The organism is Streptomyces sp. NPDC044064 (assembly GCF_056434245.1).
In genome coordinates this window covers 167,743-189,833 of sequence record NZ_JBWKFN010000010.1, presented here as the reverse complement: position 1 = coordinate 189,833, position 22,091 = coordinate 167,743, and the positions used below count along the sequence as shown (strand labels likewise).

General features: G+C 70.9%; 24 protein-coding genes and 1 tRNA gene. 9 read left to right on the top strand and 16 right to left on the bottom strand.

Annotated features, from left to right (window positions below; translation table 11 throughout):
- Window positions 1–64 precede the first annotated feature (64 nt).
- The 10 genes from AC07DS_RS18475 to AC07DS_RS18430 all read right to left on the bottom strand — a co-directional run bounded on the left by AC07DS_RS18475 (window position 65) and on the right by AC07DS_RS18430 (window position 10,063).
- A complete protein-coding gene (locus AC07DS_RS18475) occupies window positions 65–1,435 on the bottom strand; it encodes a bifunctional albaflavenone monooxygenase/terpene synthase (RefSeq protein ID WP_479146536.1) in 1,371 nt (456 codons plus the stop codon).
- Window positions 1,432–2,514 (bottom strand): epi-isozizaene synthase, encoded by a 1,083-nt coding sequence (gene cyc1 / locus AC07DS_RS18470; RefSeq protein ID WP_479146534.1) that lies wholly within the window; start codon window positions 2,512–2,514, stop codon window positions 1,432–1,434. The genes AC07DS_RS18475 and cyc1 overlap by 4 nt, the downstream gene beginning before the upstream one ends.
- 259 nt (window positions 2,515–2,773) lie before the next feature.
- The gene (gene def, locus AC07DS_RS18465; protein WP_479146532.1) at window positions 2,774–3,424 is read right to left on the bottom strand and encodes a peptide deformylase; all 651 of its coding nucleotides are present in this window, start codon (window positions 3,422–3,424) and stop codon (window positions 2,774–2,776) included.
- Window positions 3,425–3,549: 125 nt separating this feature from the next.
- On the bottom strand, window positions 3,550–4,530 hold the full coding sequence (locus AC07DS_RS18460) for a hypothetical protein (RefSeq protein WP_479146530.1): 981 nt from the start codon (window positions 4,528–4,530) through the stop codon (window positions 3,550–3,552).
- A 110-nt stretch (window positions 4,531–4,640) separates the two neighbouring features.
- Window positions 4,641–5,870, bottom strand: coding sequence for an HD-GYP domain-containing protein (locus AC07DS_RS18455; protein WP_479146528.1), 1,230 nt, complete (start codon window positions 5,868–5,870; stop codon window positions 4,641–4,643).
- Window positions 5,867–7,210 (bottom strand): HD-GYP domain-containing protein, encoded by a 1,344-nt coding sequence (locus AC07DS_RS18450; RefSeq protein WP_479146526.1) that lies wholly within the window; start codon window positions 7,208–7,210, stop codon window positions 5,867–5,869. The genes AC07DS_RS18455 and AC07DS_RS18450 overlap by 4 nt, the downstream gene beginning before the upstream one ends.
- A gap of 109 nt (window positions 7,211–7,319) precedes the next feature.
- On the bottom strand, window positions 7,320–7,622 hold the full coding sequence (gene rsrA, locus AC07DS_RS18445; protein WP_336113539.1) for a mycothiol system anti-sigma-R factor: 303 nt from the start codon (window positions 7,620–7,622) through the stop codon (window positions 7,320–7,322).
- Window positions 7,619–8,302 (bottom strand): RNA polymerase sigma factor SigR, encoded by a 684-nt coding sequence (sigR, locus tag AC07DS_RS18440; RefSeq protein WP_145883130.1) that lies wholly within the window; start codon window positions 8,300–8,302, stop codon window positions 7,619–7,621. Before sigR ends, rsrA begins: the two co-directional genes overlap by 4 nt.
- A 309-nt stretch (window positions 8,303–8,611) precedes the next feature.
- Window positions 8,612–9,238, bottom strand: coding sequence for an alpha/beta hydrolase family protein (locus AC07DS_RS18435; RefSeq protein ID WP_145883131.1), 627 nt, complete (start codon window positions 9,236–9,238; stop codon window positions 8,612–8,614).
- A gap of 9 nt (window positions 9,239–9,247) precedes the next feature.
- A complete protein-coding gene (locus tag AC07DS_RS18430) occupies window positions 9,248–10,063 on the bottom strand; it encodes an SOS response-associated peptidase (RefSeq protein WP_479146523.1) in 816 nt (271 codons plus the stop codon).
- 104 nt (window positions 10,064–10,167) lie between these two features.
- Here AC07DS_RS18430 and AC07DS_RS18425 point away from each other — a divergent pair, with 104 nt between their 5' ends.
- The 4 genes from AC07DS_RS18425 to AC07DS_RS18410 all read left to right on the top strand — a co-directional run bounded on the left by AC07DS_RS18425 (window position 10,168) and on the right by AC07DS_RS18410 (window position 13,670).
- Entirely contained in the window at window positions 10,168–10,890 is a 723-nt protein-coding gene (locus AC07DS_RS18425; protein ID WP_479146521.1) for a M50 family metallopeptidase, read from the top strand.
- A 28-nt stretch (window positions 10,891–10,918) separates the two neighbouring features.
- Window positions 10,919–12,235: a 3-phosphoshikimate 1-carboxyvinyltransferase gene (aroA, locus tag AC07DS_RS18420; protein ID WP_479146519.1), complete on the top strand. Its 1,317-nt coding sequence runs from the start codon at window positions 10,919–10,921 to the stop codon at window positions 12,233–12,235.
- Between the two features lie 16 nt (window positions 12,236–12,251).
- Window positions 12,252–13,262, top strand: a complete 1,011-nt coding sequence (gene rsgA, locus AC07DS_RS18415) for a ribosome small subunit-dependent GTPase A (RefSeq protein WP_479146518.1) — start codon at window positions 12,252–12,254, stop codon at window positions 13,260–13,262.
- 84 nt (window positions 13,263–13,346) lie between these two features.
- Window positions 13,347–13,670, top strand: a complete 324-nt coding sequence (locus AC07DS_RS18410; protein ID WP_055710521.1) for a DMT family transporter — start codon at window positions 13,347–13,349, stop codon at window positions 13,668–13,670.
- A gap of 110 nt (window positions 13,671–13,780) precedes the next feature.
- Here the strand turns inward: AC07DS_RS18410 and AC07DS_RS18405 are convergent, their stop codons facing one another.
- On the bottom strand, window positions 13,781–14,392 hold the full coding sequence (locus AC07DS_RS18405; protein WP_479146516.1) for a TetR/AcrR family transcriptional regulator: 612 nt from the start codon (window positions 14,390–14,392) through the stop codon (window positions 13,781–13,783).
- 178 nt (window positions 14,393–14,570) lie between these two features.
- Between AC07DS_RS18405 and hisN the strand changes: the two genes are divergently transcribed.
- Together hisN and AC07DS_RS18395 are read left to right on the top strand one after the other, a co-directional pair.
- A complete protein-coding gene (gene hisN / locus AC07DS_RS18400) occupies window positions 14,571–15,371 on the top strand; it encodes a histidinol-phosphatase (RefSeq protein WP_145883136.1) in 801 nt (266 codons plus the stop codon).
- 132 nt (window positions 15,372–15,503) lie between these two features.
- Window positions 15,504–16,922, top strand: coding sequence for an MFS transporter (locus AC07DS_RS18395; RefSeq protein WP_479146513.1), 1,419 nt, complete (start codon window positions 15,504–15,506; stop codon window positions 16,920–16,922).
- Between the two features lie 77 nt (window positions 16,923–16,999).
- Here AC07DS_RS18395 and AC07DS_RS18390 read toward each other — a convergent pair whose 3' ends face one another.
- From AC07DS_RS18390 to AC07DS_RS18380, 3 genes are read right to left on the bottom strand one after another with little or no spacing between them, the layout of a single operon-like run.
- Complete coding sequence (locus AC07DS_RS18390; protein WP_479146511.1) at window positions 17,000–17,770, bottom strand: hypothetical protein; 771 nt, start codon at window positions 17,768–17,770, stop codon at window positions 17,000–17,002.
- Window positions 17,767–18,324 carry a SigE family RNA polymerase sigma factor gene (locus tag AC07DS_RS18385; protein ID WP_393468962.1) on the bottom strand — a complete coding sequence of 186 codons (558 nt, stop codon included), beginning with the start codon at window positions 18,322–18,324 and terminating at the stop codon, window positions 17,767–17,769. Before AC07DS_RS18385 ends, AC07DS_RS18390 begins: the two co-directional genes overlap by 4 nt.
- A gap of 31 nt (window positions 18,325–18,355) precedes the next feature.
- Complete coding sequence (locus tag AC07DS_RS18380) at window positions 18,356–19,033, bottom strand: hypothetical protein (protein WP_479146509.1); 678 nt, start codon at window positions 19,031–19,033, stop codon at window positions 18,356–18,358.
- 35 nt (window positions 19,034–19,068) lie between these two features.
- On the opposite strand from AC07DS_RS18380, the gene AC07DS_RS18375 reads away from it, so the two are divergent.
- Window positions 19,069–19,878 carry a DUF6233 domain-containing protein gene (locus tag AC07DS_RS18375; protein WP_479146507.1) on the top strand — a complete coding sequence of 270 codons (810 nt, stop codon included), beginning with the start codon at window positions 19,069–19,071 and terminating at the stop codon, window positions 19,876–19,878.
- Window positions 19,879–19,894: 16 nt separating this feature from the next.
- On the opposite strand, the gene AC07DS_RS18370 is transcribed toward AC07DS_RS18375, so the two are convergent.
- Entirely contained in the window at window positions 19,895–20,305 is a 411-nt protein-coding gene (locus tag AC07DS_RS18370) for a VOC family protein (protein ID WP_479146505.1), read from the bottom strand.
- Window positions 20,306–20,968: 663 nt separating this feature from the next.
- Between AC07DS_RS18370 and AC07DS_RS18365 the strand changes: the two genes are divergently transcribed.
- Entirely contained in the window at window positions 20,969–21,361 is a 393-nt protein-coding gene (locus tag AC07DS_RS18365) for a CBS domain-containing protein (RefSeq protein ID WP_145883139.1), read from the top strand.
- A gap of 89 nt (window positions 21,362–21,450) precedes the next feature.
- A complete protein-coding gene (locus AC07DS_RS18360; RefSeq protein WP_479146503.1) occupies window positions 21,451–21,867 on the top strand; it encodes a Fur family transcriptional regulator in 417 nt (138 codons plus the stop codon).
- A 143-nt stretch (window positions 21,868–22,010) separates the two neighbouring features.
- On the opposite strand, the gene AC07DS_RS18355 is transcribed toward AC07DS_RS18360, so the two are convergent.
- A tRNA-Met gene (locus tag AC07DS_RS18355) sits at window positions 22,011–22,084 on the bottom strand.
- Window positions 22,085–22,091 lie beyond the last annotated feature (7 nt).

Below are 22,091 nucleotides of genomic sequence, written 5' to 3'. Positions count from 1 at the left end.
GCCGGTCGTCGGCGGCTGTCGTTCACCACTCGTCGCTCACCACACGTCTCTCACCACACGTGGCTCACCACTCCACGGGCCGCAGGAGCAGCCGGTGGGGCCGGAGCGTGATGCCCACACGGGTGGTGTCGTTCGACCCGCTGACCTGCTCGAAGCGGTACTTCGCCGAGATCGCCGCGGTGATCAGGCTCAGCTGGGACATGGAGAAGTGGTCGCTGGGGCACTTGCGGTTGCCCACGCTGAACGGGCTCATCGCGTACTTGGGCACCTCCTTCACCCGCTCGGGCAGCCAGCGGTCGGGGTCGAAGTCGAGGTGGTGGGCGTAGGAACCGCCGTCGCGCTGGATGGCGTACGGGCTGTACACGATGTCCGCCCCCGCCGGAATGCGATAGCCGCCGAGCGCGGTGTCGGTCACCGCGCGCCGCGTCAATATCCATACGGCGGGCCGCATCCGCATGGCCTCGACGACGACATTGTTGGTGTGCCTGAGCTCGCGGACGTCCGCGAATGCAACGGGCCGGCCGCCGGTCACGGATTCGACCTCGGCGCGCACCTTCTCGGCGTGTTCCGGATGTTCCGCGAGCACCTGGAGCAGCCACATGATCGTGGAGGCGACCGTTTCGCTGCCGGGGGTGAGTATCGCGACCACCTGGTCGTGGATCTCCTGTTCTCCGATGGGGTCGCCATTGTCGTCCTTCGCCTCCAGCAATGCCGTCAGCAAATCGTCCGGCTTTTGACCAGATGCCCTCCGCTCGGCGACGATCTCGTCGACCAGCAGATGCAAATCGGCCAGTGCCCGGTTGAATTCGCGGTTGGCGGGGAACGGCAGCCGATACAGCGGTCCGAGCGGGACGACCATCCTGCGGTACATACCGCGGAAGACGGTGGCGAGATCGACGCTCAGCCGCTCGGCGCGCTCGTCCATGTAGTCGCCGCGCAGCAGACAGCGGGCGGCGATGCGCACGGCGACCCGGAACGACTCCGAGGTGCAGTCGATCGTCTCGCCCAGCCGCCAGCGCTCGGTCAGCGCATGCGCCTCCTCCTCCATGATCGAGCCGTAGGCGGGGATCGCGTCGAGCCGGAAGGCGGGCTGGATGGTGCGCCGCTGGCGGCGGTGCCGGGGGCCGTTGGCGGTGGCCACGCCCTCCTTGCCGAGCAGGCCTTCGAGGGACTCCCACAGCGGGCCGTCGATCTTGTAGTCGGGGCTGAGCGCCAGTGCGCCGGTGAGCGCCGGTGCGGTGACGGCGTACACCGCCCTGGGGCCGAGCTTCAGGCGCACGACGTCGCCGTGCTCGCGCAGCCCGGACATGAAGGCGAGCGGGTCGCGGACCAGTTTCAGGCCGTGGCCGAGGACCGGGAGGGCGCCGCCGGCGAGGGGCGGTTCGCGCAGTCCGGTGCTCTCGGGGAGCACGGGCTTCACAGACTCGACGGTCATTCGTCACCTGCCGCTTCGTTGTTGACGTACGGGGGCGAGGACCGGTCGTCCCAGCTGTCGACCATGTACCGGCCGGACTCGTGGTGGAACCAGTAGACGGAGCTGAACCAGTTCCGCATATAGCCGACGCAGGTGCGGACGGCGGCGCTCAATTCCTTTCCGCGGACCGTGCCGTCGGCGAGTTCACCGGCGAACCGCAGGGCGTCCCGCTCGGCTTCGAGGAATTCCGAGATGCATGTCTCGACGCGCCGCCGCACTTCCTCCACCGCTTCTTCGAGCTTCAGCCCCTCATGAGTGACGAGACTGATTCCGAGATTGTGCACCTCGTCGCCCGCTATTTCCTTCGGCAGTGAGCAGAGGTCGTTGTACCAGGCGGCGAATTCCTGGCTCAGCAGGGCCGCACGGCGATATGCCGGATGTTTTCGCACGAAGTCCGGGAGTTCACATCCGGCACTCGGTTCCAGCAGATCCGTCCATATCCAGTGGGCGAAGGTGAGCCGCCGCAGGGCGAGGTATTCCTCGACCTTCGGGACGTACCCGGCGCTCCGGTTGCGGAACTCGCGGTCGTAGGCCTCGATCACGTCGTGGAAGTGCCGGGCGAACCGCAGGTTCCAGGTGCTCGGCAGGAACGAGTACAGCCGCAGCACACTGTCCGCGAAACCCGCGACCAGGGGGTCCCGGTGGTGCAGATGGTGCAGGGGTGCGTCGAGGGCCGCGTGCAGGCGGTGCCGCAGCCGGCGCCAGTCGGCCACCCGGCCGTGCACCCGGTCACGGTCGTGCCGGTCGTCCCAGACGAAGAACCAGGCGCTGTAGTCCGCAATGGCCTGCAGGACCTCTTCGGGGGCGCCGGTGTAGTACCCAGCCATCAGGTCGGTGTAGCAAAGACCGTCGGCATATTCCCGCACCTTGTCCGCCGGCATCAGCCGTTTTTCCAGGAGCCACTGCCGGGTCTTCTCCTGAAGCTTCGGCCAATACGGGTGCAGTTGTCGGGGAATCACGTCCTCGATCACCGGGAGGGCGAGAGACGGCGGTACTGCGACCGCTGTCGACGATGTGGTGCCGTGTGAGAAAGCGTGCACGAACAGTCCCCTCTCAGCCGCCAGGAGCGCACACCCCTCCGTTCCGTGCCGGGCGTGCGCCGTTGCGTATCCCCGCCCTTCCCATTCAGCACCACAACTGACCATTATGGGAACGGATTTGCTTCACTCACCACCCCATGATGCGGGAACCTTGTGGCGAACAAACGAACGACGCCCGGTCGGGAAGGATCCCGACCGGGCGTCGTAACGTGCGTCGTTGCTGCTCTCGTACGGTGTCCGTACGGTCGGACCGGACGTCTCAGTCGTTGGCGACGACCGGGTAGCGTGGCTCGTTCTCGGCCATCTGCCGCAGCGCGTCCTTGCGGTCGCGCTTGGACAGACGGTCGATGTACAGGTACCCGTACAGGTGGTCGGTCTCGTGCTGCAAACAGCGAGCGAAGTAGCCGGTGCCGCAGACCTTGATCGGGTTGCCCTTCTCGTCCTGGCCGGTCACCTCGGCGTAGTCGGGACGCGCGAGCGACGCGTACGCGGTCGGTACGGACAGGCAGCCCTCGTTGCTGTCGTCGAGCCGGCGCCTGTCGGCGGGCAGGTCGACCAGCTTCGGGTTGCACACCACACCGACGTGCCGGACGCCCTCGTCGTCCATGCAGTCGTAGACGAAGACCTTCAGGTCGACACCGATCTGGTTGGCGGCCAGGCCCACACCCTCGGCGGTGCGCTGGCTGGCGAACATGTCCGCGACCAGCTGGTCCAGCTCCGCACCGAACTCGGTGACGTCCTGGCACTCCTTGTGCAGGACCGGGTTGCCGACGACCGTGATCGGCCGCGAGGTGCCGCGCTCACGCCAGGCGTTCTCGCGCTCCTCGCAGTCCTCCGTGTCGACGACATAGCCCTCGTCGTCGACGGGGAGCACGCCCGCGTGCTGCTGATCGGTGTCCTGCTGCGCCATGACCGACGTACGCCTTCCTCAGGAAAACAGGGGTTAAGTTGCTGGTACAGGGTACGTGGGCGCGCCCTGAAGGGGCGCGGGGAACTGAGCGGCCGGCCGCATCGGACCCGCGGCCGGCCGTGGTCTCAGCACACCTCTTCGAGATCCCGCCAGTCCCTGGAGTCCGGACTGTCCGCGACCCAGCCGTCCAGCAACCCCCTCACGAGCGAAGCCGGCGCGGCCACCCCGCACTCCCGCTCGGGAACCCAGAGCTGGCCGTCCGTGCGATGCCCCAGCGGCCCGGGATGACCCGGTTCGCTGTGATCGTGCGGATCGAGATGGACCCCGTCCCCCTCGTCCGACGGCATCCGCGACTCCGAGCACATCCGGCACAGCAGCCGCACCGACGACGACCAGTCCTCCGCGGCGAACCCCGCGTCGGCGGCCAGCTGCTCCAGCGCGTCCCGGTCCGCCTCGGTGGCCGCCTCCAGCAGCACCACCCAGGTGGGGACCGGCGAGGGCGCCCACAGCTCGATCTCGTCGAAGACCGGGTAGGAGTGCCCGGCGGACGTCGTGCGCTCGCCGTGCGGGACGCCGTCGTGCAGGACGACCTCGCCCCAGCGCCGCCCGGACGAGGGAAGCGGGATGGACAGCACCTCGATCCGGGCCGGGTCCAGCCTGCGGCCCCACACCACCTCGGCCTCGCCCTCCGGGGAGAGCCGTACGGCCGCGCTGCCCAGCTCCATGCCGAGCGGCTCGCCGGAGGCCGTGGCGCCGCCGGGCACCCGCAGCCCGTACGCCTGCCAGGCGCGGCGGGCCAGCGGCCAGTCCTGCAGGGCGGTCGCGGCGATGCCCACGTTCCACCAGTCGGGGGCGCCGGCCTCCCGGTCCAGGAGGGCCACGGCGCGCAGTCCGGCCGCGCGGGCCTGCTCCCAGTCGTGCCGGAACTTGTGCAGCAGTGCGAGGTTGAACCAGGACTCCGCCAGCCAGGGTTCCAGGTCGGCGGCACGTGTCAGCAGCTCGCCCGCGTCCTCGTACCGGCCGTCGCCGATGAGCGTGAACGCGCGGTCTGTGGCCTGCCGCCAGGAGGCGGAGGGCCGGTGCCGTCCCTTGCCGAAGATCCTCACGATTCCCGCCTGCCAGTTCCAGTTCCGCACGTGGGCTGGCTTGTGCCCCCGGACACCCTCTCCCTCGCATCCAACCACGTACGGCGGGAGGGCCGCTCATTACCCATGGGTTACCCCGCCACGGGCAGCGTCAGACAGTCCCGGACCAGAACCCGGGCGAGCGACTCCACGACCTCGGGAGCGTAGTCCCCGGCGGTGGCCAGGCGCAGCTCCTCCAGGGCCCTGAGCGGCCCGTCGGGCCCCGCGTCCCGGGCCTTCTCCTCGTAGGCGTTGACGGCGCTGACGATCCGCGCGGCGAGCGGCTGCTCCCGGCAGGGGTCGGCCTGCCGCTCCACGACCACGGCGACGGCCGCGTCCACCCCGGTCTGCCGTACGACGGCCCCGCCGAGCAGGGCGATACGCCGCTGCTCCTCTCGGGGCAGGACGGCGGTGGCGCCGGCGGGGACGGGGTCGACCAGGCTGAGCTGGCCGATGTCGTGCATGAGGGCCGCGTATTCCAGGACGGTCAGCCCGGGCCCGGACAGGCCCAGGTCCCGGCCGACGGCCAGGCTGAGCGCGGCGACCCGGCGGGCGTGTCCCGTCGGGGTGTACCCGGCGATCTCGGTGGCCCGGGCGAGGGAGGCGATGGTCTGCCGGTAGGTGGCGCGCACGGCGGCGTAGCGGCGGACGGAGAGCTGGGCGAGCAGCAGCGGCAGGCAGAACACCGGCAGCGCCCACAGTCCGACCACGGCGACCGCGAGCGCCATCACCGCGCCGGTCGCGCAGACGGCTGATCCGATGCCGAGCAGTCCGCGCAGTTCGTCACGCAGGAGCGGGCCGAAGGGCCAGTGGGTGCGGGAATGGGCGAGGGCCGCGGCGAGGACGGCGTCGCACAGGGCGGTGAGGACGAGCAGGGCGATGAGCAGCAGCGCGTAGGCGGCGCCGTTCCAGGACTCGAACACGCCCTCGTTGTAGAGGGGTTGGAAGCAGACGGCGGCGAAGCCGACGCTCAGGACCCGGCGGGCGAGGTGGTCGAGGGTCGGGGTGCGTCCGCACCAGATGTGCGGGACGCCGCCGAGCAGGGAGGCGGCGAGGACGATGGTGACGACCTGCGGCGCGTCGTGCAGGCTCGGATGTCCCGCGTCGGCGCCGAGCAGGGCGTACGACAGCGATCCGGCGGTGCCCAGCGGCGCGGCCTGCCGTACCTGGGCTCCGCTCCACCGGGTCAGCTCGCCGACGGCTATGAGCACCCCGAAGGCGAGTGCGACGCCCCGGTCCGCCAAGCCGGTCCACAGGGTGACGGCGAGGCAGACGGCGGCGGTGAGGGCGGCGCAGGCGTGGATGAACCGGAGGGTGGTCACCGGGATGCCCCGCTGGGACTGCCGGCGACCGGTTGCCGCTCCGGGACCGGCTGGGCCGTCTCGTCGGCCGTGACGGCCGGATGCCAGCCGTGGCGGTCGAGGGCCCGGGCGAGCGCCGTGACCATGCGCGGGTCGAACTGGGTTCCCGCGCACCGCTCCAGTTCGGTGACGGCCACCTCGACCGGGCGGGCCCTGCTGTAGGAGCGGGTGGAGGTCATCGCGTCGAAGGCGTCCGCCACGGCCACCACGCGGGCGCACTCGGGGATCTGAGCGCCCACCAGTCCGTAGGGGTAGCCGCTGCCGTCGAGCCGTTCGTGGTGGTGCAGGATCGCGGCGCGGGCCTCGCCGAGGAAGGAGATCCCGCGGACCATCTCATGGCCGTACTCGGGGTGCAGCTCGATGATCCGCCGTTCCTCGGGGGTCAGCGGGCCGTCCTTGCGCAGCAGCCGGGTGGGGACGCCGAGCTTGCCGACGTCGTGCAGGATGCCGGCGAAACGCAGCACCTCGACCCGTTCGTCGTCCATGCCGAGTTCGCGGGCGATCATCACCGAGGCCTGGCCGACCCGTTCGCTGTGGCCGCGGGTGTAACCGTCCTTGAGGTCGACGGCCTGCACCAGGGCGCGGATGGTGGCCTGGTGGGCGGCCCGTTCCCGGTGGTACTGGGCGAAGACCCAGCAGGAGACGCACATCGGCAGCAGCACGAGCAGTGCGGCGACGGGTCCGTACCGGCTGCACCACAGCACGGCCATCATCAGTCCGGCGAGTCCGTGCACGGCGACCGGCGCGAGGGAGCGGGACAGCAGCCCGCGCCAGGCCCGGCGCAGGGGCACCCCGCCCCACTGCCGCAACGGCGTGGGCGGTACCCCCACGCCCGCCGCGAGGAGGCCGCCGTCGAGCGTGGCGAGCACCAGGCAGAAGGCGAGGACGGCCGCCCCTGCGGGCACGAGCGCATGGGGGAAGTCGCAGGCCACGACGGTGTCCCGGCCGCCGAGTACCCAGTGCACCTGGGCCGCGCCCCACACGGCGAGCGAGGGTTGCGCGGCCCGCCACATGCGGCGCAGCCCCACAGGCCGCTCCTCCACACAGGCGAGCAGGGCGGCCGGCACCGGCACCAGGGCGGCGGCGGGCGGGGGCAGCAGGAACGCCCCGGCGAGCAGAACGGGGTAGAAAGTACCGCCCAGGCGGCGCCGTGCGGCGTGCTCGCAGGCCGCGTACAGGGCGGTGAGCAGGGCGAGCACCCACCAGGGCGTGCGGGTGACCGGCAGGGGCAGGACACAGACCACGGCCAGCAGGGCGACGCAGACCACATAGGCCCGTGCCCTCGCTGGAACCGCCTCCATGACGCCCCTCCCCCGACCGTGCCTGTCCGGGCTCGGAGCCTAGGGCGGGAATCGGGGGGTCCGGGGGCTCATGACCCGAGGATTAGCACATTCGGGTGATGGCCGGTCCTCAGCTCTCCTGAGGAGTGGCGGTCACGTCGTGCTCGGGGACGGTCTGTCCGGAGCGGATCAGGTCGATCCGCCCCATGACCTTGGCGCGCAGATCGGCCGGCACGTCGTCATGGCCGCAGCAGCGCTTGACCAGCTTCTTCACGGCCTGCTCCAGGCCGTACTTCTCCAGGCACGGAGAGCATTCCTCGAAGTGGTGCTGGAACTTGTCGCGATCGACGTCCGGCATCTCGCTGTCGAGGAACTCGTACAGGTGGTCGAGGACCTCACTGCAGTCCGTCTCGTGCGGATCTCCGCAGCTCATGAGCCCGAACCTTTCGCTTCGTTCGACTCTCCGGCGCCCGCCGGGACCAGCCCGCGGTCACGGGCGTAGTCCTCGAGCATGCCGCGCAGTTGACGGCGTCCCCGGTGCAGCCGGGACATCACCGTACCGATGGGTGTCCCCATGATGTCCGCGATCTCCTTGTACGCAAAGCCCTCGACGTCCGCGAGATAGACGGCGATGCGGAACTCCTCGGGGATCGCCTGCAGCGCTTCCTTCACGTCCGAGTCGGGCAGGTGATCGAGCGCCTGCGACTCGGCGGAGCGCAGACCCGTCGACATGTGCGACTCGGCACGGGCGAGCTGCCAGTCCTCGATCTCCTCGGCCGCACTGCGCTGGGGCTCGCGCTGCTTCTTGCGGTACGAGTTGATGAAGGTGTTCGTGAGGATCCGGTACAGCCACGCCTTGAGGTTGGTGCCCTCGCGGAACTGGTGGAAGGACGCGTAAGCCTTGGCGTACGTCTCCTGCACCAGGTCCTCGGCGTCCGCCGGGTTGCGCGTCATGCGCAGCGCGGCCGAGTACATCTGGTCGAGGAATTCGAGCGCGTCCCGCTCGAAGCGCGCACTGCGCTCGGCGGTCGTCTCCGCGCTGTCGCCCCGGCCCTCGGGCAGCTCCGCCTGGCCGTTGTCGGTCCCTGCGTCGGTCCCAGTGACCGGACCCACCTCCTCAAGATCCCGGGCAGGACCGAAACCGATCCCACTCGTTTCGGAGGATAGAACACCACCCGTGCCTGCCGCCGCTCGAATAGGAGCGGCCTTGGCCGCGTGCAGCACCGTCCAGTCCAGGTCAGCGCGGCTGCTGCGGCTCGGATCGGACTCTGCCGGGCGAAGCCCGTCCACGGGGTGGTGGTGGGCGACGGGCGGGCAGATGGTCGAACCCATGCGGCGGACTTCCTCTCCACGACGTCGGTGCCGGTGCTTCAGCACTCCTGTCCGCCACAACAGCACTCCACCGTGCAACATTCCCGGGGGTCAGCCGAGTGACGCGGCCCACTCCACGACACCGCCGGTGACGATCTCCAGCGCCCGCTCCTGGGTGATCTCCGCGCGCTTCGGCACGGCGAACCCGTGATCGCCGTACGGCACCTCGACCAGCCCGAAGGACCCCTCGGGAAACTCGTCCGGCCTGCCGAAGGGATCGTTTCCGCCCTGCACGACGAGCGTGGGCACCCCGGCGCCGAGCAGCTCGTCGGCGCGGGAGCGCTCCGGCCTGCCCGGCGGGTGCAGCGGGAAGCTCAGCGCGAGCACGGCGTGCGCGCCCAGCTCCGTCGCGGTGCGGCAGGCGACCCGGGCGCCCGCGCTGCGGCCGCCGGAGATCACCGGCAGCGCCATCCCGGCCAGCGCGGGCCAGATGCCGCGCCACCCGGTGTCCAGAGTCTTCGGAGCGGGCGCGACCTTCCTGCCCGCGACCCGCCAGGGCTGCTCGACCAGGGCCACGGTCACGCCGTGCCCCGGGAGCACCTGGGCGAGCGCCCGCAGGTCCCGCGCCTCGATGCCGCCGCCGGCCCCGTGGCTCACGGCCAGCACCAGCCGCGCCTTCTTCGCCCGGTGCCAGGTGATGCGGGCGGTCCCGGCGTCGGTCTCGACAATCTCGATCACACCAGAAGGCTAGAAGAGGGTGCCCACTTCCGGCGCCTCCAGCTCCTTCAGCAGCTCCGGGCCGTTGTTGCGGACGTTGCTGACGGCCGTGCCGACCGGGTAGGCGCGCATCAGGCCGGGCGGCGGCGGGGCGAGCAGCTCGCGGACGTCGTCCGCGTCGGTGCGGGCGGGGTCCAGCCAGGCGTCCCAGCGGTCCGGGGTGAGCATCAGCGGCATCCGGGGGTGGATCTCGGCGAGGGTGTGCGGGCCCTCGGCGGGGGCGACGGCCAGCGGGGTGTGCTCCGCCTCCGTGGTGATCACCGAGCAGGTGACCCACCAGGCCTGCGGGTGGTCGTCGGGCAGGGTCCGGTCCCGCCAGAACTCGTACAGCCCGGCCATCGCGAACACCGAGCCGTCGGCGGGCAGCACGAAGTACGGCTGCTTGCGGGGCCGCTTCTTCTTCCCCTCGACCTCCAGCTCCCGCTCGTCCTTGCCGGTGACCCACTCGTAGTAGCCGTCGGCGGGCAGGATGCAGCGCCGGGTGGCGAAGGCGCGGCGATACGACGGCTTCTCGTGCACGGTCTCCGCGCGCGCGTTGATCATCCGGGCGCCGCCCTCGGGCGTCTTGGCCCAGGAGGGCACGAGTCCCCACTTGAGCCTGCGCAGCTGCCGAACCGGCCGGGGCTCGGACGCGTCTTTGAGAGGACGGTCCAGGACTGCGTAGACCTCCTTGGTCGGAGCCACGTTGTAGTCCGGCTCCAGGGTCTCCTCGGGCTCCCACTTCTCGATCTCGAAGACTCCTGCGAGATCCTCGGGCCTACGACTGGATGCATACCGTCCGCACATACGTGCCACACTGCCAGGCCCACCCGTCACCCGGCCACCACCCCTCAACGACGGCGCTTCGCGCCGCCCCCTACTGATCTCGACGACAGGGAGCCACATCCAGAATGGACAGCCTCGCCGCCACCGCGCTGCCCGACCTCTGGGACCGGCTCACCGGCGCCCAGCCCGACCCCGATCTGTGGGTGGTGCTCGCCACCCTCGTCGCCGCCCTCGCCGTCGTCGTCCCGCACTCCCTGTGGCGGCTCTCGCGCAACGCCATCACCATCGCGCACGAGGGCGGCCACGGGCTGGTGGCCCTGCTCACGGGCCGGCAGCTCACGGGCATACGCCTGCACTCCGACACCAGCGGCCTCACGGTCAGCCGCGGCAAGCCGTACGGCCTCGGCATGATCCTCACGGCGGCCGCGGGCTACACGGCCCCCTCGCTGCTCGGCCTCGGCGGCGCCGCGCTCCTGGCCGCGGGCCACATCACGCTGCTGCTGTGGGCCGCGACCGCGCTGCTCGTGGTGATGCTGGTGATGATCCGCAACGCGTACGGGGTCCTGACCGTGGTCCTCACCGGGGGCGCCTTCCTCCTCGTGTCCTGGCTGGCGGGACCGCAGGTGCAGGCAGCGTTCGCGTACGCGGTGGTGTGGTTCCTGCTCTTCGGGGGCGTACGACCGCCCTTCGAACTGCAGGCCAAGCGGGCGCGGGGAGGCGCGGGGGACTCGGACGCGGACCAGTTGTCGCGGCTGACGCACGTACCGGCGGGGCTGTGGCTGTTCCTGTTCCACGCGGTGTCGCTGTGTTCGCTCATCGGTGGGGGCCGCTGGCTGCTGGAAGGTTGACTCCGGGCCCTCCTTATAAAGTGGCCCCATGGCCCCGAACACCGCCCACCCCGCCCTCTGGCCCGCCCCGCACGCGAGCGGAGCCGTCGACGCGACGGTCCACGTGCCCGGGTCCAAGTCGGTCACCAACCGCGCCCTCGTGCTCGCCGCCCTGGCCTCCGAGCCCGGCTGGCTGCGCCGCCCGCTGCGCTCCCGCGACACGCTGCTGATGGCCGGTGCCCTGCGGGCCATGGGCGTGGAGATCGAGGAGGGGGTGGGACCGGACGGCTCCGGTGAGGCCTGGCGGGTGCTGCCCACGGGCCTGCGCGGTCCGGCCACCGTCGACGTCGGCAACGCCGGCACGGTGATGCGCTTCCTGCCGCCGGTGGCCGCGCTGGCCGACGGTCCCATCCGGTTCGACGGGGACCCGCGGTCGTACGAGCGCCCGCTGAACGGTGTGATCGACGCGCTGCGCGTGCTCGGCGCCCGGATCGACGACGACGGCCGGGGCGCGCTGCCGCTGACCGTGCACGGCAGCGGCGCGCTGGACGGTGGCCCGGTGTCGATCGACGCCTCCTCGTCCTCCCAGTTCGTCTCGGCGCTGCTGCTGTCCGGCCCGCGCTTCAACCAGGGTGTCGAGGTCCGCCACACCGGCACGTCCCTGCCCTCCATGCCGCACATCCGGATGACCGTGGACATGCTGCGCGCGGTCGGCGCCCAGGTGGACACCCCGGAGTCGGGCGGCGAGCCGAACGTGTGGCGGGTGACGCCGGGCGCACTGCTCGGCCGGGACCTGACGATCGAGCCGGACCTGTCGAACGCCCAGCCGTTCCTGGCGGCGGCCCTGGTCACCGGCGGCAAGGTGCTGATCCCGGACTGGCCGGCCCGCACCACCCAGCCGGGTGACCGGCTGCGGGAGATCTTCACCGAGATGGGCGGCTCCTGCGAGCTGACCGAGTACGGGCTGGAGTTCACCGGCTCCGGCGCCATCCACGGCATCGACGTCGATCTGGGCGACGTGGGCGAGCTGACCCCGGGCATCGCGGCGGTCGCGGCCCTCGCGGACTCGCCCTCCACGCTCCGTGGCGTGGCCCACCTGCGGCTGCACGAGACGGACCGGCTGGCCGCGCTCACCAAGGAGATCAACGAACTCGGCGGCGACGTCACCGAGACGGCCGACGGCCTGCACATCCGCCCGCGACCGCTGCACGGCGGCACCTTCCACACCTACGAGGACCACCGCATGGCAACGGCCGGTGCGATCATCGGCCTGGCGGTCGAGGGCGTGCAGATCGAGAACGTGGCGACGACGGCGAAGACCCTGCCGGACTTCCCCGACCTGTGGGCCGGGATGCTCGGGAACTGACGGGCGGACTGGAACCATGCGCCGCTACGGCAAGCACACCGACGAGGACGACATCCGCAGCCGCCCCAACCGCAAGGGCAACCGGCCGCGTACGAACATCCGGCCCAAGCACGAGGACGCGGCCGAGGGCATGGTCCTCACCGTCGACCGGGGCCGGCTGACCTGCCTGGTCGAAGACCGCCCGGTCATGGCCATGAAGGCCCGCGAACTGGGCCGCAAGGCGGCCGTGGTGGGCGACCGGGTGGCCCTGGTCGGCGACCTGTCCGGCAAGAAGGACACGCTCGCGCGGATCGTGCGCATCGAGGAGCGCAGCTCGCTGCTGCGTCGTACGGCCGATGACGACGACCCCTTCGAGCGGGTGGTCGTCGCCAACGCGGACCAGCTGGCCATCGTCACGGCCCTGGCGGACCCGGAGCCCCGCCCCCGGCTGATCGACCGCTGTCTGGTCGCGGCCTACGACGGCGGTCTGGAACCGCTGCTGGTGATGACCAAGTCGGACCTGGCCCCGCCGGACAAGCTGCTGGAGCTGTACGGCACCCTCGACATCCCCTACGTCGTCACCAGCCGCGAGGAGCTGGAGAGCGGTGGTGCCGCGGACCAGGTGCGCGAGCACCTGAACGGCAAGATCACCGCGTTCGTGGGCCACTCGGGCGTCGGCAAGACGACCCTGGTCAACGCGCTGGTCCCGGAGGACCGCCGCCGTACGACGGGGCGCGTCAACGCGGTGACCGGCCGCGGCCGGCACACCACCACCTCGGCGCTGGCGCTGCCCCTGAACAGCGCGGGCGGCTGGGTCATCGACACCCCGGGCGTGCGTTCCTTCGGTCTCGCGCACATCGACCCGTCCCGGGTGATCCACGCCTTCCCGGACCTGGAAACGGGCACCGAGGGCTGCCCGCGTGCGTGCAGCCACGACGAACCGGACTGCGCGCTGGACGCGTGGGTCGAGGAGGGTCACGCGGACCCGGCGCGGCTGTTCTCCCTGCGCCGGCTGCTGGCCACGCGGGAGCGTCGGGAAGGCGACTGAGCATCGCGTTGTTTGCCGGGGTGCCGGGACGGTAAGTGCATAATCGCACCCAGCCGGACGGCCGGACCTACGGGAGGACAGCACATGGCGTGGCTGCTGGTCATCGTGGCCGGGATTCTGGAGACCGGCTTCGCCGTGTGCCTCAAGCTCTCCCACGGCTTCACCCGCCTGTGGCCGACGGTCGCCTTCGCCTCCTTCGCGCTGGGCAGCTTCGGTCTGCTGACCCTTTCCCTGAAGAAGCTCGACGTCGGTCCCGCGTACGCGGTATGGACCGGGATCGGCGCGGCGGGCACCGCGATCTACGGCATGGTCTTCCTCGGCGACCTGGTGTCGACCCTGAAGATCGTCTCGATCTCCCTGGTGATCGTCGGCGTAATCGGGCTGCAGCTGTCGGGGTCGGCGCACTAGGCGTTCCGGGTCCCGACTCGCCGGCCGGCCCGGCCCCGGGCCTTCCGGCATGACCCGCGACCCGGACCCGGGACTCGGAGTCTTTGCGCCCTGACCCGCCCGGCAGACCTCTAGCCGACGCGCTGCCGCACCAGGGCGCTGCGCACCAGCTCGGCCACTCCCCCCTCACCCGGCGGGGCCGCGACACACGACAGGGCGACCCGTACGGCCAGCTCACAGGAGCGGACCAGTTCGGCGGTGTCCGTGGTGGCCACACCCGGACCGGCCAGCACCGTCACCGCCCGGTCCCGCACGATCTGCACGAAGTCGCGGGGCGAGGGCAGCGGTCCGTCCGCCCGGCGCTGCGCGGGTACGGCGGACGAGGACGGCACGGCGGACAGGGTCGGCGTGGGCAGACGCTCGCTCCAGCAGCCGGTGAGCATGGCCCGTACCAGCGCGTTGTCCCGGGCGGCCGTCGCCATCCACTCGGCGGTGGCGCTCAGCCGGTCCCGCGGGTCGGTGTGCGCGGCGAGGGCCCGTTCCACGCCGGCGAGATACCCGTCGGCCTCTCGCCGCACCAGGGCCCTGGCCAGCCCCTCCTTGCTCCCGAACTCGTTGTACAGCGTCTGCCGGGACACCCCGGCCGCCGCTGCCACGTCGACCATCCGCACCGCGGACCACGGCCGCCGCCCGAGCGCCGTGCGGGCGGCGTCCAGTAGCGATTCCCGGGCTGCAGGCATCATCGCCTCCCTGGGGCGAGCAACTCTGCGCCCAGATTTGACGCGCGTACATGCACTGTCAAGGGTTCGCGGTGGTGCGGAGGGGCGCCCTCCGCCACCGATGCACCGAAGGAACCGGCCCGGCTCCCGTCCCCCGTCCCCCCTATGGCCCCGTACTCCCTCGCCGGATACCGTTCCTCACATGCCGGACTACCTCGACGACCTCCGCCTCGCCCACGTCCTCGCCGACGCGGCCGACGCCGCCACCATGGACCGCTTCAAGGCCCTCGACCTGAAGGTGGAGACGAAGCCGGACATGACCCCGGTGAGCGAAGCGGACAAGGCGGCGGAAGAGCTCATCCGCGGCCAGCTCCAGCGGGCCCGCCCCCGGGACGCGGTCCTCGGCGAGGAGTACGGCGTCGAGGGCACCGGCCCCCGCCGCTGGGTGATCGACCCGATCGACGGCACCAAGAACTACGTCCGCGGCGTCCCCGTCTGGGCCACCCTCATCTCCCTGACGGAAGCGGGCGAGGGCGGCTACCACCCCGTCGTCGGCGTCGTCTCCGCCCCCGCCCTCGGCCGCCGCTGGTGGGCCGCGAAGGGGCACGGCGCCTTCACCGGCCGCAGCCTGTCCGCCGCGACCCGCATCCACGTGTCCCGCGTCGGCAAGCTCCCGGACGCCTCCTTCGCGTACTCCTCGCTCTCCGGCTGGGAGGAGCAGGGCCGCCTGAACGGCTTCCTCGACCTCACCCGCGAGGTGTGGCGCACGCGCGCGTACGGCGACTTCTGGCCCTACATGATGGTCGCCGAGGGCTCGGTCGACATCTGCGCCGAACCGGAGCTGTCCCTGTGGGACATGGCCGCCAACGCGATCATCGTCACCGAGGCCGGCGGCACCTTCACCGGCCTCGACGGCCGCCCGGGCCCGCACAGCGGCAACGCGGCCGCGTCCAACGGCCTGCTGCACGACGAGCTGCTCGGGTATCTGAACGGGCGCTACTGACGGCATGGCGACATGTGAGGTCGCTCCAGGGGGTCCGTGTGCTCTCCGGGGCGCAGGTCGCCGATGCGGCGTTTCGCGCCGCTTGGCATGCTGAGTGCTCAGGGGGTCCGCGGACAGGACGGAGTTGACGACGTGCCCTTCGCGGAGCCGGGCGACGGTGAGCCGGAACGCCCGGGGCCGGACCCGGACGCCGGGCGGCGCTCCACGGCTCCGCTGCTGGCCGTGTGCGCCGGGTACTTCATGGTCATCCTGGACGTCACGATCATCAACGTCGCCGTGCCCGTGGTGGGCCGGGACCTGTCGGCCTCGCTCACCGGCATCCAGTGGATCACGGACGGGTACACCCTGGTCTTCGCCGGGTTGCTGATGACCGGAGGCGCGCTGGGCGACCGGCTGGGCAACCGGCGCGTCTTCTGTTTCGGCGTCGTGGTGTTCACGGTGTCCTCGGCCGCGTGCGCCTTCGCGCCGAACGCGGTCTTCCTCGTCGCCGCCCGGCTGGTGGAGGGACTCGGCGCGGCACTGATCGTCCCCGGCTCCCTCGCCCTGCTTCAGGAGGCCTACCCGGCGCCGGCGGCACGCTCGCGCGCCTTCGGACTCTGGGGGGCGATGGCGGGCATCGCGGCCTCCGCCGGGCCGCTGCTGGGCGGGCTGCTGGTGTCCACGGCGGGCTGGCGGTGGGTCTTCCTGATCAACCTGCCCGTCGGTGTGGTCTGCCTGGCGTTGACACTGCGGTACGTGGCGCCCTCACCGCGGAACGCCGCCCGGGCCCTGGACTGGCCGGCGCAGTGCGCCGTGGTGGCGGCGGTCGCCCTGCTGACCACTGCGCTGAACGAGGCCGGGCGGCGCGGCTGGTCCGACCCCGCCGTGCTCGCCGGACTGGGCCTGGCCGCGCTCGCCGTGGCCGCGTTCGTGCTGCGGGAGCGGCTGGCCCGGGCTCCCGCCCTCCCGCTGCGGCTGCTGCGCTCACGCACCATGAGCGGCGCGGCCGTCGTCGGCCTGCTGTTCAACTTCGCCTTCTACGGCATGGTGTTCACCGCCAGCCTGGACTTCCAGCGCCGCCGCGGATTCAGTGCCCTGGAGACCGGGGCCGCGTTGTTCCCGGCGGTGGCGATGACCATGTTCGCCTCCGTCATTTCCGGGCGACTGAGCCGCCGCACCGGCGACCGTCCCCTGGTGGTCTCCGGCATGCTCCTGGGCGCCCTCGGCCTGGGCGGGTGGGCCGCGGCCGGACCCGACCCCGCCTACCCGTTGCTGGTGGCACCGATGATGGCCACCGGGTTCGGCACGTCCTTCGCCCTCACCGGCTCGACCGCCACCGTGATGGGCTCCGCGCCCCCGGCGTACGCGGGGGCCGCGTCCGCGCTGTTCAACACGACCCGCCAGATCGGCAGCGCCACCGGGGTGGCACTCGGCGGCAGCCTGCTGGCCACCAGCACCGGCTACGGCGCCGGAGTGCGCACCAGCATGGCCATCGGAGCCCTCGCCTACCTGGCCGCCGCGGTCCTCGCATGGCTGAGCGTGCCGGCCAGGAGGGAGAAGGGCGGCAGCTGACCCGGCGGTCGGCTGTCGTACAGGAAGTCGATCTCGATCCACATCCTGGCGTTCACCGCATCTACTGGCGGTGGTGGTCAGTGCCAGTTGGTGTCGTGGGTGAGTCGGTTGTGGTGGGTGTCGTACTGGTCGACCGCGGTGATGGTCCGTCCGTCGGGGATGGGTGCGGCCCAGGCGCGGTAGGTGGTGCCGGGGACGGTGACGGTGGTGGCCTTGACCTGGCTGCCGTCGGAGAGCGAGACCACGCCGTAGGCGACGTCGGCCTCGGGGTTGGAGACCATGAGCCGGCTACCGCTGAGACCCTTGTCGTGCAGACCCCACAACCCCAATTCGCCCGAGGCGTGGGGGTCCTGCGTGCCGGTGACGGGCTGGCAGTCGGCCCACCGGCCGCCCTGGTGATCAATACGAACGCCGCCGATGTACATGCGCTGGCACAACAACGATGTGCCGGGGGCCGTCGATCCGTCGGGAAGCGTGGGCAGGGTGTAGCCCCTGGGCAACGTCCGGTGGAACTCCAGCGCCACCGACCAACGGTGCCCGTCCGTCGTCCCCTCGGCCACCCGGACACCGACCGGGCCGGGAGTCGGGGTGAAGGAGGAGCTCGCGGGGGGTGAGGGCCGGCGCGCAGGCTCGACGGCATCAGCCGGTGGCTTCAGGAACGCAGCCGTCAGGCCGAGGCCGAGGACGCAGGCGGCACTTGCCACGGCAGCCGCCGCACGGCGGCGTTTCCTGCGGGCGCGCGCGGCGGTCAGGATCTGGTCGACGGGGGCCTGGGACGAGGGGTAGGCCTCGCGTGACCGGGCGAAGGCGGCGCGTGCCCAGTCTTCTTGGCCGTGGTCTGGAGTCATCGTGCCTCTGCAGGGCGACTGGGCGGGTAGTTGCAGGCGAGGGTCGACCGGCTGCGCAATTTGGCCAGGGCCCGGGACGCCTGGCTCTTCACGGTGCCGACCGAACAGCCGAGAACGTCTGCCACTTCCTCGACGGACAGATCCTCGCAGTAGCGCAGCACCACGACAGCCCGCTGGCGCTCGGGCAGGTCGGCGAGCTCGCGAGCCAGGGCGTCGTACACGTCCACGCCTCCGACACCGGCCCCGTCGTCGTGGACGGGGCCGGTGTCGGGCAGTGACGGGAGAAGGAGGTGGGTGATCCTGCGGCGGCGATGCCGGCTGCGGTTGGTGTTGACCAGTGCGCGGCGAACATAGTGTTCGGCGCGCTCCGGCTCCAGTCGCCGCCAGTGCGGGTACACCTTGGCCAGCGTCGTCTGCACCAGGTCTTCCGCTTCGTGGAAGTCGCCCGTGAGCAGGTACGCGGTGTGGGTCAAGGCTCGCCAACGGGCGGCGACGAACCGGGTGAACTCCGAATCCGGTCCGCGGTCCGCGGCCTTGCGGTCACTTGGCTGCACAGCAGGAGGTGCCCGTCCTTCGCCTGGCTGATCAGCGCCAGTTGGTGTCGTGAGTGAGTCGGTTGTGGTGGGTGTCGTACTGGTCGACCGCGGTGATGGTCCGTCCGTCGGGGATGGGTGCGGCCCAGGCGCGGTAGGTGGTGCCGGGGACGGTGACGGTGGTGGCCTTGACCTGGCTGCCGTCGGAGAGCGAGACCACGCCGTAGGCGACGTCGGCCTCGGGGTTGGAGACCATGAGCCGGCTACCGCTGAGACCCTTGTCGTGCAGACCCCACAACCCCAATTCGCCCGAGGCGTGGGGGTCCTGCGTGCCGGTGACGGGCTGGCAGTCGGCCCACCGGCCGCCCTGGTGATCAATACGAACGCCGCCGATGTACATGCGCTGGCACAACAACGATGTGCCGGGGGCCGTCGATCCGTCGGGAAGCGTGGGCAGGGTGTAGCCCCTGGGCAACGTCCGGTGGAACTCCAGCGCCACCGACCAACGGTGCCCGTCCACCCTGCCCCTGCCGATCACCTGCGTGACCACCTGCGGCTCCTGCCGGTGAGCGGAAGCAGACCGCTTGGCGACGGCGGAGGCAGGTGCGGACGCCGGGTGGGCGGCCGGGCTCGGCGCCGCCTCGCTCGCGGAGGCGCCGAACGAGACCCCTCCGAGCGCGGCGACCGCGACGGCCGCCATGGCTGCCTTCCTGGCAAAACTGAGAGCCACGGAGCATTTCTCCTTCAAAGCTGCCGCCCGGCGCCATGCCGGGCGGTCGTCGACGGCCGGCGCGCTGGGCCCGCATGCCGACCTGCAGCGACCACCAGGAGCGGTGGCCGCAGCTTGGACGTCCGCCCGTAGGTACTCCCAAACACTCACGGCAGGTTGCACGCCCGCGCGAGATGAGTTCGACCGACGACCGACGACGACAGTCATCGACAGCAACTACGCAGCTCACCGGCGGAGTGCAGAGCCACGGCGCACCCCACTGGAAGCAAAGTTCAATGCCTGTCGAAGGGAGTTCGGCTGTGGCACCGAAGTGGCGCGAGCCGGCGGATCGGCTCGCGGAACAGATCAGAAACGGCGAGTACGCACCGGGGGCTCACTGCACGATGATCGAGGGCACGCCCCACCCCATCCGCGATCACGAGGCCCGCGTCTCGCTGACCGATCCGAACATCGAGCCGTGCTCCTTCTGCCGGCCGGACACCGAGCTGGGCGTCCTCGATCAGGCGCTGCAAGGCAGGCGACCCGACATATTCCTCACCGTGGCCTCCTTGGCCGACTGCTCCGGCTCTGGTGGGCGGCGTTTCATCCCTGCGGGACAAGACATTCCCTGCTTCATCACGCCCCGGCTCCGCTTCGCCGGGCGCACGTCCCGGCTCCGCTGCGCGCACGCTGCGCCGACCCGCGCCCACATGGATAGGGCCGGTGGCCATGAGTCGATCACCGCATATCGCGGCCCGATCAAGAACATGTCTCCGGCGGGGGATCGGCCGGCGCCGGGATGGAGGGGGCGGCCTACGCGGGTGCGGGTCCGTAGGGGTGTGCGCGCTGGGGAGAGTGGTGGGTGAGGAAGTGGGCGGCCAGTCAGTCACGCTTGGGCCAGACCGGGCCCTGGTCGGTCCAGATGACGCCCTTGTTGCGGCACAGGCAGAAGGGGTGGCCGATCGGGTCGGTGTAGACCTGCCAGCCGTAGCCGTTGGGGCCGATGAAGTCCTGCCTCAGCGTCGCGCCGAGGTCGAGGACGCGGCGCTGCTCGGACTCGATCTCGTCCACTTCGAAGTCGAGGTGGAACTGCTTGGGGTGCTCGCTGTCGGGCCACTGCGGAGCGCGGTAGTCGTCCACCCGGATGAATGCCAGCTCGATCTCGCCGAACTGGATGCCGGCCCAGTCCTCGGAGCTGCCTTCCTTGATCGGACGGCCCGTCACCTCGGAGTAGAAAGCCGCCAGCTTCATCGTGTCCGGGCAGTCGATAATGAAATCGGTGAGTCGCAGCATCCCGCGATCTTGGCACAAGCTCACACCCGACATAGAGCCCTCACCCAACTTGCTTCGGGACGAAGCGGCTGCGGGTTCAAGCACGCGAGAGCGGCGCCAGCGAGACGTCTTGGGCCACGGTCTCGGTTGCAGTCTCGGTTGCTGCTCATTCCGGGAGCGTCCACCCTCGTCCATCAGTGCCCGGCGCACACCCTGACCTCGCAAGAGGCGGCGTGGGCAGTCGCCCACGGACACCCCCGGACCAAGATCGCACAACTCGTAATGCGGAGGTCTCAGCAGGGCGCCTGAAGGGAGTCACGGCCAAGCTGCGGCCAGAGCACACGGCGGCTGGCATGTGAAAGCAGCGGGTGGCCAGATCACAGACTCAGTCGGCGACAGCTCGTGGGCCCGACAACGACCAACGACGACAAGCACCGACAGCAACCATGCAGCTCGCGGCCGGAGTGCGGAGCAACGCCGCTCCCCACTGGAAGCAAAGTTCAATACCAGCGCTACTGAGCAAGGAGAGAAGCCCGCGCACGCCCTCAACTGGCCACGCGCGCCCTCTTGTTGACCCGTCCTTTACCTGTCATCCTGAGGCCACCCCCACTTGTGAACTTGTGAATCCCTGAACCAACGGCCGGAGCCGCGGACTCGGGGATTCCCATAGGAGGTGGCCCATCCATGCTCGTCCGTGACGCCATGAGCACCATGGTCCTCACCCTCGGCCCCAACCACACCCTCCGCCAGGCTGCCGCCCTGATGTCCGCCCGTCGCGTCGGCGCCGCCGTGATCCTCGATCCCGACGCCGGCGGCATCGGCATCATCACCGAGCGCGACATCCTCAACTCCGTGGGCCTCGGCCAGAGCCCGGACGCGGAGCTCATCCACGCCCACACGACCACCGACGTCGTCTTCGCGACCCCGACCTGGACCCTGGAGGAGGCGGCCCGCGCCATGGCGCACGGCGGCTTCCGGCATCTGGTCGTCCTCGACCGCGGCGAGCCCGCCGGCATCGTCTCGGTCCGCGACATCATCCGCTGCTGGGCGCCGGCGCGGCAGCAGGTGCCCGCATGAGATCCCGATATTGGACTTAGTCCAAGTCCGTCAACATTCCAAAGTCACACCCATTCGGAACCTGGTCTCGATTCCGTTACACTGTCCGTATGAGCGACCTTCTGGAACGGCTGCGCGGACGCGGATGGCGGATGACCGCACAGCGGCGCGTCGTGGCCGAGGTTCTCGACGGCGAGCATGTCCATCTGACGGCCGACGAGGTCCACGCGCGGGCCGTCGTGAAGCTGCCGGAGATCTCCCGGGCGACCGTCTACAACACGCTGGGTGAGCTGGTCTCCCTCGGCGAGGTGCTCGAGGTCGCCACGGACAGGCGCGCCAAGCGGTACGACCCGAACGCGCACCGGCCGCACCACCACCTGGTCTGCGCCCAGTGCGGCGCGATCCGTGACGTGCACCCCACGGGCAACCCGCTCGCCGACCTCCCCGACACGGAGCGCTTCGGCTTCACGGTGTCGGACGTCGAGGTGACGTACCGGGGACTGTGCCCGAACTGCGCGGGCACGTGACGCGAGACGCGTGACACCAGGCGCATGACACGAGGGGGGCGCAAGCCCCCCTTTTTTTTGCACGCCGATGCACAGGCGTCACAGGCGCCCTGAACGCACCTAGGGCCGGAATCCATTTCTGGATTCCGGCCCTAGGCCTTCAGTAGCGGGGACAGGATTTGAACCTGCGACCTCTGGGTTATGAGCCCAGCGAGCTACCGAGCTGCTCCACCCCGCGTCGGTGA